Raw genomic sequence first — 13,803 nt, 5'->3', positions numbered from 1 at the left:
TGTTTAACTTTATGGAATATAAAGCATGAATATTTTTCGTATTTTACTTCTCAATAATTGCACTAAATTTTGTATTTTATCTAATTCATAAAATCCTCGATTTGAAAAATCAACCTCAATTTTATGTTGTTTAAACAGATCGACAACAGCAGGTTTAAACCATTTACCTTTCACTATTCCTGTAGGATAATACGGAAAAATATATCTATTTTGGCGATTGAAGTAATCAAGATTTTGACAGTAAAAAGAGTCATTAATCTTCTGCGCCCTACGGTTTCCCCAGCGTTCAAATTCCCATCCTGTCTCATTCGGTTTCAGATAAAAACGCAGTCTATCTTTGACCCATAAACCAGCTTGTAACCCAATACGATAGTTAGATTTTTGAGAGATTTTCCAGAGAAGAGGATATTTAGAAGATGGCTTGTGAGGACTATTTGCAATAGACTCTCTTAGTCGGATATGGGAATATCCTTCATTTTCCATTATTTGAAGAAAATCATCGATAAGACTAGCGTTTACATAATCATTTAGAAAATAGTCTTCCTGTAAATAGAAAATATATTTTGAATGAATTTTATCAATACAGCGAATTAGACAATCGCTCCAATTTAACCTTTTACCTGACTCATTAGCTCCTACTTGAGAGCATTGAATATTCAGACCAGGATAAGAGAAAGATTTTGTCTCAGTGTTTAGCACTATTGGGTATGGACAATTTGGCCAATAAATTGAAAAAAGAGTAAAAAAAGGCTGCCAACAATCCTCAAAACTATCTGTGCTATTTACAAGAATGGTTAATTGTTGAGAATTTATCATAGCTAGTCTTTTTAATTATTATACCGAGTTGTTAATTACGTAAAAAACTACTTTTACCTGTAACTAAATTCAAGATGCATACTTAGGCAAAAATAACACTTGTAGACAATTTATCTTTTCTCCAGCATTGTTTCATAAACTGTAGCGATTTGTTCAGCAGTATTTTCCCAAGTAAAAGGTTTAACTCTATCTAAACCTGCTTCAATTAACGAGCTACGGTAGTTAGGCTCTTCCAAAAGACGACATACTGCCTTTACCATTGCTTGAACATCCATTGGATCGACTAAAATAGCTGCATTGCCTGCTACTTCCGGAAGAGATGTAACATTTGAAGTGATGACTGGCGTTCCACAGGCCATAGCTTCAAGAATAGTCATACCAAATCCTTCGTAAAGTGATGGAGCTATAAGTACATCAGCAGCATTATAAATTTGAACTAATTTTTCTTTATCGGGCTTGCCTAAATAGGCAATGTAATTTTGCAGTTCGTGGGTTTTAATAAAAACTTTTTGCTCGGATGTAAAGTCAGCACCTGTTTTCCAAAAGTAAACAGGCAATCTCTGTTCCTTAAGAGCTTTCATAATTTTTAAGATAGTAAAAACATTTTTGCGCGGATGATTGGAACCCACATTGAGCAAACATAATGTTTCTGGTGAAACACCATTTTGCTGGCGTAAGGATTTAACTGTTGTTTGTGGAAGGATGCGAAAAATTGACTCAATAGCATCAGGTACGACTGTAATATTCTCTTTGATAATCTTTAAGTTGTTGACTACATCTTTGGCTGTATGAGCAGAAACACTGATAATGCGATCGGCTTTCTCCATTCCTCTAATGGCAAATTTCCAAGCTGCCATACTAACAAAGGGTAAAGGTGTCCGACCATAAATGTTTTCCGGTTGAAATAAGTTGATCAAATCATGGCATGTGACTATCTTTGGTTGAGCTTTTATCTGGAGCCACCGGGCTAAGTGACCGTCACTATGATCGATGATATGGAAGATATCAGCATTCTGTTTTTGGATCGTGCGAGGATAACGCCAATAGCGTTCGTAGTACTTCCACAGTCCGAGCAACCAAACACTGTTCTTTTTATCTGACGGATATTGTGCTGGTGCAAATTCCACAATTTCCCATGTTGGTCGAACAGCCTTCAGCCCACTGACTAAACCATCAGCGTAAACATCCATGCTGAAAGAAACTTGTGGTGTTCTGCGGAGAATTGCAACGCGCATATTTAATTATTCCTAATAATTGCATTTAGTGATTGATAGTTAACTTATTTATATAGCTCATACATTTTAAAATTTTCAATTTTTTGATGCATAATTTTTGAAAAATTAAACTCTTAATAATTAAAAACGTTTTTTAATATTGATTTTATACCACCTATTATCAAGAAATACTGGATAATAGTATTAATATTAATTTTTTCATAAATAGAGATATTTTTTAAATAATCTTGGACAATCTCATGATTTTCATAACTATTGTTTTTCGCATTGTTATCCAACATTATACCAACAGCAAATAACTTGTTAGCAAACTTTTTAAATTGTGGAAACTCCTGTTTTATCCACTTTCCCGTTAACAAATATTCTCTAGCTTTTATATGTTGTCTATCTTTTCTTAAAGTTGCTGCGTTGTTATCGTGTATGCATTGATGTGCTAAATTTTCACTTAATGTAAAACCTTTTCCAAGTGCTACTGCCATAAACTTGATATAATAATCGCTTGCCGATATAAGTTTAGTTGTAGGCATAGGTAAAATTTTCTCTAGTAACGATCTTCTAAAAGATAGACCAGAAGAAGGTGGAAGAGCAGGAGGAATTTTGCCCATTTTAATCCTTCCTCGAAAATCACATTGTTGAGATATGTAATTGGGTGTGACGACTACATCTAAAAGCTCACCTTTTTCAGTGATTAACTGGATACTGTGGAAACACCAAGTAACTTCTGCAAAAGATTCAAATACCCTTACTAATTCAGCTACTTTTGTAGGTAAAAATATATCGTCAGAATCGAGAAAGCATATGATTTCACCTTGACTTCCTAAAAATCCCTCATTATAACAGGATGGCTGTCCGCCATTTTCCTTTAAAATAGGGATAATTTTGTTACCATAGCTAGTAATAATTTTTCTAGATTTGTCTTGTGAACCGTCATCAACAACAATAACTTCAATATTTTGATATGTTTGATTTAGCGCGCTATCTATTGCCCGATCAAGGAATTTATCATAATTATAGTTGGTGATTACGATGCTAACCAAAGGATTGCTTGTAATATTATATATTTGGTTGTCCATAGTCGTTGATTTTTCTAAATACACTGTTTGAGTTATTATTTATTATCGCTATAAGGTATAAGTAAAAACTAATCTCTTCTAGAATTACCACCCAAATAAAGCCGTATTCTCTCAATAATAATTACATATCTAACAAAAAAAATTACTATAATAAATTGCATTTTTTGTCTCACTCCCTTTAATGCTGAATTTTTCCAAGCCTTATATGCAGCTTTAAATGGTGGTATTAAAGCATATAGTAAACTTATGACTACTTTAAAGGATGAAATATTTTTCCTCACCATTAAATCGTATTTACCACCTTCAAAACGGGCTATTCGCTTATAAAGTTGAGAAAATGAATTTCTAGCAGGATGTTTTACATGAGTATCATCTGCGTAAATCTGTTGATAACCAGCTTGAAAAACTCGTTCTCCCCACTCGCGATCGCCACCCGATTTTAGCTTTTCGTCAAAGCTGCCAACATTGTCAATTACGTGCTTGAATGTAAAAAGATTTGCAGTTACCCCAAAGTGGGTTTCCTGTACATTCAGTTCCTGATTAAAAGGCATTTCGATATTTTCATAAAGCTCTACTGGAGTTAGTTTCTTTGGATTTTTAAAGAAAAAGTCTATTCGACCAGCTACTAATCCACAATTAGGTGTACTAAGTAGATTTTTCACACCTTTTTCAATCCAATCGGAAGCTGGAATACAATCAGAATCTGTAAAAGCTAAAATTTCGCCTTTCGCAATTGAGATACCTTGATTGCGTGCAATATAAGAACCAGGTTGACTTTCATAAGTTAACTTTGCTTGACTAAATTGAATAACTAAACTTTTTATCTCCTGTTGCGAGGCATTATCAACAACAATTAGCTCGTATAAATTTTTTGAGTAGGTTTGATTTTCTAAAGCTTGCAAGCAAAGCTTCAAGCGTTCAGAGTCATTAAAAACCGGAATAATTACACTAACAAAAGAAGTATACATAAGTATGTAGGCACAACTAAAACTAACTCATCAGGGTAATCATTTGTAATTTAAAAGTAAGCATTTTAGGCATGATTATGATTAGTATCACTTAAATTATATTTTTTTACGTAATGATTTTTAGTTTAAAATATGTTCTTGTTATATGTCTTTTCAGGTTATTAAAATATGACCATCGCTCAATTCATAGCAATTGACAGTAGTTAAAAGCTTAAATAATTTTGATAAACATTTAGTGTTTGTTTGGCAACATAGTTCCAATTCCATTGACTGGCTAACTTATAGTTATGCATACCCATCTTGGATAAATAATCTCGTTTTTGAACTACAGTATTCAAAACCTGCAATAATCCATCTTCATTATCTGGCTCATATAAAAATGAACCAGTATCATCTAAAACTTCATTTATACAACCTTTACGTGGCGCAACACATGCTTTACCAAATGACATTGCTAAGATCACTGCCCCCGATGTGAGGAATTCTTTATATGGAAGCACTACTACATCACAAGCATTCATATATACTTGAACCTGTTCATCAGGCACTAAGCCAGATATAAATTTAATTTTGCTATTATCCTCTGCCTCTTGAGCTAAGTCCTGAGCCATTACCTCATTGCATGGTTTACCTGCAATTACCAGACATACATCTTCGTAATTTAGTTGCTTCAAAGCTTTGGTGAGATCGAGTACTCCTTTATAAGGATGAATTAAGCCAAAAAATAGCAACACTAAACTGGAATCTGGAATGTCTAAATACTTCCTCGCTTCTACTTGACTGATTTTATTTTCATATACGTCAATGTAGTTACCATGTGGGACTATAAATATTTTTTTATTTTGCCTTAAATGAAATACTTTGATTATTTCATTTTCTGCTGCTTTGCTGTGAACAATCAATCCATGAGTTAGTCTAGAAACTAGAATAGCTCCTAATCTATCTAGCCCTAAATGTTTATTTTGATGATTTTTTATATTGTGCACTGTCCAAATAATCTTGACGTTTGTTAGCCTGAGAATAAGTATTTGGCTAATAAACAAAATTAATTTTATAAAAGACTGTAACTTATTTGATCTCAGCAAAAAAAAATGATCTAGCCAATGTAGATGTAAAATATTAACTTTACTCTGTTTGATAGTAGATAAAAGATATAAAGTGCTACAATCAGTAGGTTTTATTTGAACTCCTAATAGTGTTAGTTTTTCAGACAATTGAACTTGATAAGGATTTTCCTTGGTATACCAAGGTGCAAAAGCAACTTTTAAATTACTCATATTACATTTTTAAATTCCAATAGTAGTTGACAATTTTTAACTACTTATGTTTTATCTGTGGATAGATTAGGATAGCTATAAACTAATAATTTGGAAAATATTTAAAAAGTTTAATTACTTTTCCAATTCCTTTATATAAATAGCTTGATTCTATAGCCAACTGACACTGCTGAAGTAGTGGTAACTTCCTTATATGTTTCTTCCTAATGTATTTAGCGAGCTGGATATGTTGACCATTAGCCTTAGACAAATTGGTTTTTGTACCTTGTATTGAACGATAATTTCCCCAAGTTTCGTCTACATATTTTACTTCAACTGCTCTTTGAACTGCTTTAAATATAAAATCTAAGTCCATGACATAATGCTCATTTTTATCATATAATCCTATCAAATCATGCAGCTTTTTATGATAGAAATAAGCAGAAGGATTAAAAGGATGGGGAACTTTATTGAGTAATAAAGGTATGATACTTAATTCTTTTGGTTTATTGACGTACTGTATAACATCTCGATCGTTTATTACATTACAATTTCCAACAACTAAACTAGGCTCTGGCAAGTCTTTAAAAATTTCTAACACCCGATTCAAGACATTTGAGTTATAAAAATCATCAACATTTAAAATGCCAATTATTTCTCCTTTTGCAATTGATATGCCTTTATTCATAGCATCAGATTGTCCTTTATCTTTCTCAGAAATCCATCGGATATGTGGATACTTGTCTGCATATTGTTTAATAATTGTTACAGTTTTGTCTGTTGAACCTCCATCTATAATGATGTGTTCCATATTTGGGCATCTTTGAGCTATAACAACTTTAATGCAGCCTTCGATAAACTTTTCGCCGTTATAAACTGGAGTAATGACACTAATCATGTGAATTTAAATTTGCTTTTGTGGTGTAAAAAACTTTAGTTGATAGTTGATAAAATAAATTATTGATAAGTTATTCCATTTAATATGAAGATATGATTTCTTAATATTTTTTAGATTATTTTTAATTATTAATTCTTTGATACAAAGCAATATATCGTTTAGCTTGTAGCTCTAAAGAATACTCTTGAATAGTAATTTCTCGGCAATTTTGACTCATACGATCGCGCAAACTTTGATCTTCTAATAACTCGACAATCTGGCTACAAAAATCATCAGCATCCTCTGGTGTAGCTAAATAGCCAGTAATACCGTGGCGTACTAAATCCGGAACTCCACCAATTTTGAATGAAACCATAGGAGTACCACATGCCATACTTTCTTGCAACACTAAGGGTAGGTTATCAGCACGGGTAGGAAAAATAAATAAATCGGCAGCAGAATATGCAATCGACTTTAAGCGATCGCTACTAACATATCCCAAGTTTAGGTTTTGTATTCCTACAGCATTTGAAATTGACTCCCCTCCTTTTCCAAAATTTATTAATATAGTTTCACTTTTAAGAGATTCTGGGAGATTTTGCAGGCTTTTTAACAGCAAATCTCCTCCTTTGCGCGTATCTTTCAAGTTTTCTGCCCCAAACATTATAACTCTCTTATGCTTTGGAATACCGAGTACAGAGCGACATTGTTCGGGATCGAGAGGTTTATAGGCTTGCGTATCTATACCATTAGGAATATGGTAGATGTTAAAACTGTTAAGTATACTCTCCTTAACTTGCTTGGTTAACCAATTGCTGAGAGTAACAATGGAAAGGTTAGAGTGGCTATAAATCCAATTTTTCAGTTTCCACTCTAGGCGGGTATTATCTCTTTGAATTTTGGGATAGGTAGCTGGATAAGGACATTTGCCACAACCTATCTTCCAGCGCTCGCAATCATAGCTATAGGCACAATGACCAGTAAAACTCCACATATCATGAAGCGTAAAAACTGCTGGCTTGTTTTTAGTTAATGCTGAGATTGCTAAATAGTTAAAATAACCATAACCAGTGTGAAGGTTATGAAAGTTAAGTATATCTGCATTTTGATAGAAACTGTGCTTCGGAATATCAAAGCTACTGATTAGGTTAACGTAGTTTAAACCAAGATGCCCAGTCACACGGAAGAGTTGTTTCTCAATGCGCTGTTTGCGTTGTATAGAAGCTACGCGATCGCTGCTGGTTGTAGCTTTACCCACCAGCAAACGTGAGTCAATTCCTTGAGCTAATAAGCCTTGATGTAGTCTGTAGCCTGCGATCGCAGCTCCACCTTCGATATCTGATTGATTGATATGTGTAATTTTCATGCTTTTCGAGTCTGAGCAACTGATTTTTCATAAGATTGCTTTAACAACTGCCTCTATTTACAAGCTTTTAAAAGTTGCTTTTTAAAACTGGGTCTCTATGGCTTAACTAAAGGCTCTAATCAGAGTATTACACTCAATAAGGTTTTTTAAGCGATAAACTCTGCCCCATAACAATTGCAAAACTCATTATGAATCAAATTCTTAGTTGATATTATTAAGTTTCAACATATAAACTCCATCTTAATTACTCATAAAATAAAATATTTAATTAATAAACTGCTTGAATTGAGATTTCCATGTGTTAATTGGGTTTATATCTAGTGTAATATTTGTAGTAGAAGGCCCATCAATCCATTTACTCATATAATCCAAATCTGAACGACTCACAGTTGGTAATCTAGTTTCACGACCTATTTCTTTAGCTCTATTATCTATTGCTATAATCAGTGATCTTTTTTTCGATAGGAGGCATTTAATTCCACCATGGAGTCTCGTCCCAATGTAATCAAACTGAACTTGGGAAATAAGAAAATTTTTAAATGCGTCTATGGAGTGTTCTAAAATTATTACTGAAAAATTTGTATCTGAAATGAGATTAGTAATATTATTAATAGCATTATTGTTTAAAAGAATAGCTGATAAACCCGTAACAGAAAGTAAGCTACAAATATAATCTAAATCCCCTCTGCCTTGTGGCCATATGAAAATTTTTTTGTATTTAGACAACGCTAATTCAAGCAATTTTTTGTCTAGGTCTGGTTCTTTTGAGTAATCAGTAAACATTATAAGTACATTTCCAGCTTTTTCCTGCGGGATTTCATGTGATTTAATATCTTTAATTGGCCACATAGTTGGACATCCAGTATTAATTACATTTTTAATACCTGCGTTTTGAAGCTGCGTCCTGGTGTAGTTATCTCTAACAGAGTGAAACAGCCTATTCGATAGCACTGCCTTTAAAGAAATTTTGGTATAAAAATCAGGCGATAATTCCTCATATTTTCTCCAACCAACACCAAATAAAACGGCTCTATTTATTTGTATTTTTTGCTTTAGCAATATCGCCCATTGTCTGTATTCTTTCATGCGCCAATGCAATAAATTAGTGCCTCCAACTAGTATTAAAGGGGATTTCCGAGCAATATCAATATGTTTCTGATCTGGAAAAGTATGTGTAGCAATACGTATAAGCTCGAAATCTCCAAATAAGCTTTTTATTTCCCGGTCAACCGCTTCTTGAATAATTAAATCTCCTAAATTAGCGCTAGGAGTACCACTATTATTTTCAAGACCAGGATCAAACAAGCAAATTTTCATGTCTTAACACACTCACTATTTTTTACAATAAATACAAAATTTTGATATTTACCTTAATGATGCAATAAAATTAAATTCCTATCATCATTTACTATTTTAATGTCATTATGCTTTGCAATAAATTCATTAACTGCCTTTTTACATCCACCATAATCATAATAATCATCAAGAGCAATATAGTCACCTTTACTTAAAATTGGATAGATGCTTTCTAGACAAAATTTAACAGGTTCATACCAATCACAATCTATATGTGCGTAAATTTTGCAAAAATTGAAATAATTTTTTGCCATATTTTACTATTCATTACTTTACCTCTTGTACACTATTGCAAATAAATATATCAATTCACTTTGTGTATGGTATTATGATTCATTAAACATTCATACCTTCTATAATTTCCCAATCGCGAGGTTGGTAAAATATACATCTACTCATACTTTCTTCGCTACCTTCTACGGTAAATCTAAAAGACTCCACAGCATCAAGATGATAAAGTTTTTCTCTTTTAGCATATACGTCCATGATGTAGTGTCCAAGCTTCAGACCGAGGTAAGGCATTTGTAATTGTATTTCACATTCACCAGGTGATAAGCTGATATATTCTTTATCCCTCATACTATTAATAAGTAAAACAGTTTCACTGCCTTTGCCTAATCCTCTAATCGCAAAAGTAATACTGACATTATCTATTTTTTCACTGGCTTTACACTTAAGACATAATTTTGTAGGTTCACCAGTTATTGGTGATTGTATTAATTCATCTTGATAATTCTTAAAAAATATAGATTGTATTTCTAAACCAAAATGTTCTCTAGCCTTTAAAAGTGATATTTGTTTTGGAGATTGTTCTTCATCAGCAAGGAATAAATCCTTCTCATATTTATTCATTATAGAAGCTGCATCACCAAAACCGATAAATTCTCCTTTCTTCAGGTAAACAGCAGATTCACATACAGTTAATATTGAATGAGAATCATGGCTAACTAATATAAAAGATGTGCCCTGTTGACGGAGATCGTGCAATTTCTGAAAACATTTTCCTCTAAATCGGCTATCTCCTACAGCCAGCACTTCATCAATTAAAAGAATATCTGGTTCAGTATGAATTGCACTAGCAAACCCCAACCTTGCTGCCATCCCAGAGCTATAGCTTTGCACAGGGGTATCAATTGCATCTCCGATTTCTGCAAACTCTATAACTTCATCAAATCGCTCATCAATTTCTTTCTTAGACAAACCCAAAATTGACATATTGGCATAAATATTTTCCCGCCCTGTCAAAATTGGATTAAATCCTGCCCCAAGCGCAATTAATGGTGCTACTCGACCGTTAACTTCTACAAATCCACTATCTGGTTTAATCAATCCTGCGATGATTCTTAAAAGCGTTGATTTACCACTGCCATTTTTTCCTACTAAGCCTAATGCTTCTCCCCGTCGTAATTGAAAACTAACATTATCCAACGCCCAAAACTCTTTTGGTCGCAGTTTATCACTTTTTTCTCGCAATCCTAATAATTCAGAAGTGATGTCTTGAACGCCATATATCAAAGACCGCTTTAAATTGCGACAGAATTTTTTGGAAACTCCATTAACAGAAAGGACAATATCACTTTCATCATCTTGCGGCTTCAACATCAGATCTTGCTCATTAATCCCAATCATAATTACGAACTAATCCTCTCAATTACAAAGGGCATTGCTAGACGATAAATAATCCAAGCTATTAGCAATCCTACAATTGCAATCAAACTTGCAATCCAGAATCCTTGCGGATCTGATATTACACCTGTTGTTGCTAATTCTCTCGTTGTTACTAACAAAGGTGTAACAGGATTCAGCTTTACAATAGTGCCAAATACTCCACCATTAGGAACGGGATAGACAACTGGAGTGATAAACAACCAAAGTCCAGTAATTAAGGTGATTCCCATTGTGATGTCCTGGTATAAACCAGACATAGGAGCTAATAGCAAACCAATAAATGTTCCTAGCAATATTAAATGAATTAAAGCTACTGGTGCTAAAATCACGCTCCAAGTAACTGGTATTTTAAACCAGATAAACAAGCCAACAATTAGAATTAGCTTGATAGCAAAGTTGAAAAACACTTCCCCTAATTTGGCAATAATTATCGCTTCACGAGGAAAGTTAATCCTTGCTAACATTGGTTTTGCAGCTGTTACTGCCAAAATAGGCCCGTTTAGCGCTTCTACAAATGTTTGCCACAAGGTCATGCTAAACATAACGTAGGCAGGGTAGGGTAAGTCTGTATTACCCAGATTGACTACGCCGCTACCTTTAGCAAAGGTAAAACCAACCGCCAATATAACTGGAGGTATAAATGCCCAAAAAACTCCTAACAATGACTGACGGTATTTAGCTTTAATATCCCGTATTAATAAACGCCAAGCTAATTCTCGCGATCCCAGCAAGTCCCGCCACATTTCTTGAAATAGTTGCAGTGGATGCCGCATTCGACTTTCAGGTCGATAAACTACTCGAGGCGTTTTTCGGATTGTTTGTTGTATTTTTGCTGAACTCCTGCTGTTATTGATTGATTGACCCATAATTCGGTTCCATGAAGTCCACAAAGTTAACAATCATCACATCTAAAGTTGAAACACTGAAGAAATTTATAGCTTGGTAATACCTTCGTGCTGATTGTGTCCAATCAGCAAACACTATATTCAGTGTCACTTACAAACACACCGAATCCTAAACTAGTCATGAAGACAATATTGAAATACTCTAGTTTTAATTTCTGACGTTGAACGATCGCTCCAACAAATCTTCGTTCAATAATAAGTTGTAAAAAAGCTACGAATAACACTAGTAAAACAACTAACTCAAAACTTTTTGCAAATACTATACCTGCCACTGACCAGAAAACACTCAAGGCAATTGTCTGACATATCCAACTCTCTATTGCAGACCCAAATACCTCTTTAACTCTTTTGTGTCGGAAATTTGATGATTGTTTTGGTGATTCCATTACAGGTTTTACCAATGAAAGGACTGGCAGTATTTATTTGTCATATTCCGAACTCAGTGAGTAATAAGTTGTTTTTCATCTCATGCAAGTAAGCCTCATTGTATTTATTGAATTGCTATCTCTTGCCGCAGTCTTCTGCTGAAAATATGTCACTGAGATATATACATAACATTAAATGGCTAATTTTGGTTACAAAAATTATTATTGCGTTTTGTAACTGCTGTCAAATTTATATTGCCATAATCTTTTGGCAAATTAGCAGCATTCAAAAAAGTTTCATAAGAAAATCTACTGATGCATGGATTCAATTTCATTACAAAATAGCCTACTGCCTATATTCTTGAACTTTAAATGCTCTTTAGTCGAGTTTGCTATTTATTAAGATTTTATAAAGTTTTGATTTTCTTGTGATGTTTTGGGAAATGTTGCAGCAGATATTCGCGTACTAACCTTGCAAAAAAAGATACAAGGTAACATGCTTGCCTCAGTACTAAGAATATATAGATAGTAAATTTTTGGCTATATTCAGTTACAAAAGTACTAAGACTTAAGTTTTTGCTTTTCAGACATCTCTAAAACAGCGTTTGTTTCTGCAAGCTTTGAGTAACCAAAGAAAGTTAGATTTCTCAGAGTAGCATCTTGTATTACACCAAAATTAGCAATACTAAGTCCTCAATCTCCAGTTCCATTTAAGAAGACTCCTCTCAAACGACTTGATAATAGCAGTTGTTTTGTTGCTAACCACATAAACGGTGGAATAGTTGTAGCATAGCGTCGCCAGAGTCGACGTGGTTCTTGAACCCAGCGATAAAACCATTCCAGTCCTAAGTCTCGAACTATTCTTGGGGCGCGCTTTTGAATACCTGCATAAACTGGAAAAACTCCACCCAATCCAATCATGACTGCTTGAACTTTACCTTTATGCTGTGCCATCCAATTTTCTTGTTTTGGACATCCTAAAGATACAAGTACCACGCCAGCACCACTGGAGTTAATTTTATTAATCAAAGCTTGGTCTTCAGTCTCAGTCAGGGGACGGAAAGGTAAAGGTTCCATCGCTGCTATTTTCAGCCTCGGAAATTCTTGCTCTAGCTTTTTTCTCATTCTAGAAAGAATTTCGTTTTGCGAACCTACACAGAAAACACTAATATTTTGCACTTGAGCTTGCTGACACAATGCTAGGAAGATGTCCATACCTGCTACCCGATCTTGGTAACGCGCTCCCATTTGCCGCATCATCCAAACTAAAGGCATACCATCAGGAGTGACTATATCTGCGCTTTTTAACACGCTTGCAAACTCCGAATTCCAGTGAGCCTCCATGAGCATGTGTACATTGGCTACACATACAGTTTTACTCTCTCTAGCGATCGCCCATTTCAAGATTGTTTGTATCTGATCGGCAAAGCGCAAAGCCGTAATAGGAAAATCAAGTACCTTTTGAGTAGGCAGAAACATTCCTCCTACCATAAATCACCCCTTGTGTCAAAGATAAGAATCCATTATTTAGGGAATTTTTCGCACCTAGAAAAATCAATAAGTATGAGTTTGGAATTTTTTGTTACTGATAGCGTGTCTAGGCTTGAACACTTGTAATATTTAATTTGGTAATTTTTGTACTTCCCTGAAAATACTAGGATTATCTGTAACCGTATATTAGTTTACTGGCTTAACTAACAGTTGTTACACTTTTTATAGCAAAGTTCATATTTACTTCATAATTTATTTCTGATTTATTCACGCTAGCATTACATTTGCATTAAATATACTTATGCGAAAATACTTGATTCGGCAAAGTCATATTGTATTCTGGTGCAATCTTAAAGAGCTAATTTGCTAATTTTTCCTTTATATATGAATGAATAATAAAGGATTTTATGGAAAATAGTATTTTTTA

The 13,803-nt window shown here is 34.0% G+C and carries 13 protein-coding genes; all 13 read right to left on the bottom strand.

Features of this window, described 5'->3' with window-relative positions:
- Positions 1-9: 9 nt before the first annotated feature.
- On the bottom strand, positions 10-816 hold the full coding sequence (locus I8752_RS00495) for a hypothetical protein (protein ID WP_214430357.1): 807 nt from the start codon (positions 814-816) through the stop codon (positions 10-12).
- 110 nt (positions 817-926) lie between these two features.
- Entirely contained in the window at positions 927-2,051 is a 1,125-nt protein-coding gene (locus I8752_RS00490; protein WP_214430356.1) for a glycosyltransferase family 4 protein, read from the bottom strand.
- A gap of 113 nt (positions 2,052-2,164) precedes the next feature.
- The gene (locus I8752_RS00485) at positions 2,165-3,148 is read right to left on the bottom strand and encodes a glycosyltransferase family 2 protein (RefSeq protein WP_318780802.1); all 984 of its coding nucleotides are present in this window, start codon (positions 3,146-3,148) and stop codon (positions 2,165-2,167) included.
- A 44-nt stretch (positions 3,149-3,192) separates the two neighbouring features.
- Positions 3,193-4,092 carry a glycosyltransferase gene (locus I8752_RS00480; protein WP_214430355.1) on the bottom strand — a complete coding sequence of 300 codons (900 nt, stop codon included), beginning with the start codon at positions 4,090-4,092 and terminating at the stop codon, positions 3,193-3,195.
- A gap of 203 nt (positions 4,093-4,295) precedes the next feature.
- A complete protein-coding gene (locus tag I8752_RS00475; RefSeq protein WP_214430354.1) occupies positions 4,296-5,369 on the bottom strand; it encodes a glycosyltransferase in 1,074 nt (357 codons plus the stop codon).
- Positions 5,370-5,451: 82 nt separating this feature from the next.
- Entirely contained in the window at positions 5,452-6,246 is a 795-nt protein-coding gene (locus I8752_RS00470) for a glycosyltransferase family 2 protein (RefSeq protein WP_214430353.1), read from the bottom strand.
- Positions 6,247-6,367: 121 nt separating this feature from the next.
- Positions 6,368-7,591, bottom strand: coding sequence for a glycosyltransferase family 4 protein (locus tag I8752_RS00465; protein WP_214430352.1), 1,224 nt, complete (start codon positions 7,589-7,591; stop codon positions 6,368-6,370).
- Positions 7,592-7,855: 264 nt separating this feature from the next.
- Positions 7,856-8,908 carry a polysaccharide pyruvyl transferase family protein gene (locus I8752_RS00460; protein ID WP_214430351.1) on the bottom strand — a complete coding sequence of 351 codons (1,053 nt, stop codon included), beginning with the start codon at positions 8,906-8,908 and terminating at the stop codon, positions 7,856-7,858.
- A gap of 53 nt (positions 8,909-8,961) precedes the next feature.
- A complete protein-coding gene (locus I8752_RS00455) occupies positions 8,962-9,201 on the bottom strand; it encodes a TylF/MycF family methyltransferase (RefSeq protein WP_214430350.1) in 240 nt (79 codons plus the stop codon).
- Between the two features lie 82 nt (positions 9,202-9,283).
- Positions 9,284-10,576 carry an ABC transporter ATP-binding protein gene (locus I8752_RS00450; protein WP_214430349.1) on the bottom strand — a complete coding sequence of 431 codons (1,293 nt, stop codon included), beginning with the start codon at positions 10,574-10,576 and terminating at the stop codon, positions 9,284-9,286.
- A gap of 2 nt (positions 10,577-10,578) precedes the next feature.
- Positions 10,579-11,481 (bottom strand): ABC transporter permease, encoded by a 903-nt coding sequence (locus tag I8752_RS00445; RefSeq protein WP_214430348.1) that lies wholly within the window; start codon positions 11,479-11,481, stop codon positions 10,579-10,581.
- Positions 11,482-11,585: 104 nt separating this feature from the next.
- A complete protein-coding gene (locus tag I8752_RS00440; RefSeq protein WP_214430347.1) occupies positions 11,586-11,906 on the bottom strand; it encodes a hypothetical protein in 321 nt (106 codons plus the stop codon).
- A gap of 672 nt (positions 11,907-12,578) precedes the next feature.
- Positions 12,579-13,376, bottom strand: a complete 798-nt coding sequence (locus I8752_RS00435) for a WecB/TagA/CpsF family glycosyltransferase (protein WP_214430346.1) — start codon at positions 13,374-13,376, stop codon at positions 12,579-12,581.
- Positions 13,377-13,803 lie beyond the last annotated feature (427 nt).

Origin of the sequence: Dendronalium phyllosphericum CENA369 (assembly GCF_016056275.1) — a bacterium.
Taxonomy (GTDB): Bacteria; Cyanobacteriota; Cyanobacteriia; order Cyanobacteriales; family Nostocaceae; genus Dendronalium; species Dendronalium phyllosphericum.
The sequence above is the reverse complement of the archived record's forward strand: the minus strand, read 5'-3'. Positions and strand labels throughout refer to the sequence as shown.

Bases quoted from the DNA above. Each gene is read 5' to 3' on its own strand.
- I8752_RS00445 (WP_214430348.1), bottom strand. From the start codon at position 11,481: ATGGGTCAATCAATCAATAACAGCAGGAGTTCAGCAAAAATACAACAA.
- I8752_RS00450 (WP_214430349.1), bottom strand. From the start codon at position 10,576: ATGATTGGGATTAATGAGCAAGATCTGATGTTGAAGCCGCAAGATGAT.
- I8752_RS00435 (WP_214430346.1), bottom strand. From the start codon at position 13,376: ATGGTAGGAGGAATGTTTCTGCCTACTCAAAAGGTACTTGATTTTCCT.
- I8752_RS00465 (WP_214430352.1), bottom strand. From the start codon at position 7,591: ATGAAAATTACACATATCAATCAATCAGATATCGAAGGTGGAGCTGCG.
- I8752_RS00440 (WP_214430347.1), bottom strand. From the start codon at position 11,906: ATGGAATCACCAAAACAATCATCAAATTTCCGACACAAAAGAGTTAAA.
- I8752_RS00475 (WP_214430354.1), bottom strand. From the start codon at position 5,369: ATGAGTAATTTAAAAGTTGCTTTTGCACCTTGGTATACCAAGGAAAAT.
- I8752_RS00455 (WP_214430350.1), bottom strand. From the start codon at position 9,201: ATGGCAAAAAATTATTTCAATTTTTGCAAAATTTACGCACATATAGAT.
- I8752_RS00460 (WP_214430351.1), bottom strand. From the start codon at position 8,908: ATGAAAATTTGCTTGTTTGATCCTGGTCTTGAAAATAATAGTGGTACT.
- I8752_RS00470 (WP_214430353.1), bottom strand. From the start codon at position 6,246: ATGATTAGTGTCATTACTCCAGTTTATAACGGCGAAAAGTTTATCGAA.
- I8752_RS00495 (WP_214430357.1), bottom strand. From the start codon at position 816: ATGATAAATTCTCAACAATTAACCATTCTTGTAAATAGCACAGATAGT.
- I8752_RS00490 (WP_214430356.1), bottom strand. From the start codon at position 2,051: ATGCGCGTTGCAATTCTCCGCAGAACACCACAAGTTTCTTTCAGCATG.
- I8752_RS00480 (WP_214430355.1), bottom strand. From the start codon at position 4,092: ATGTATACTTCTTTTGTTAGTGTAATTATTCCGGTTTTTAATGACTCT.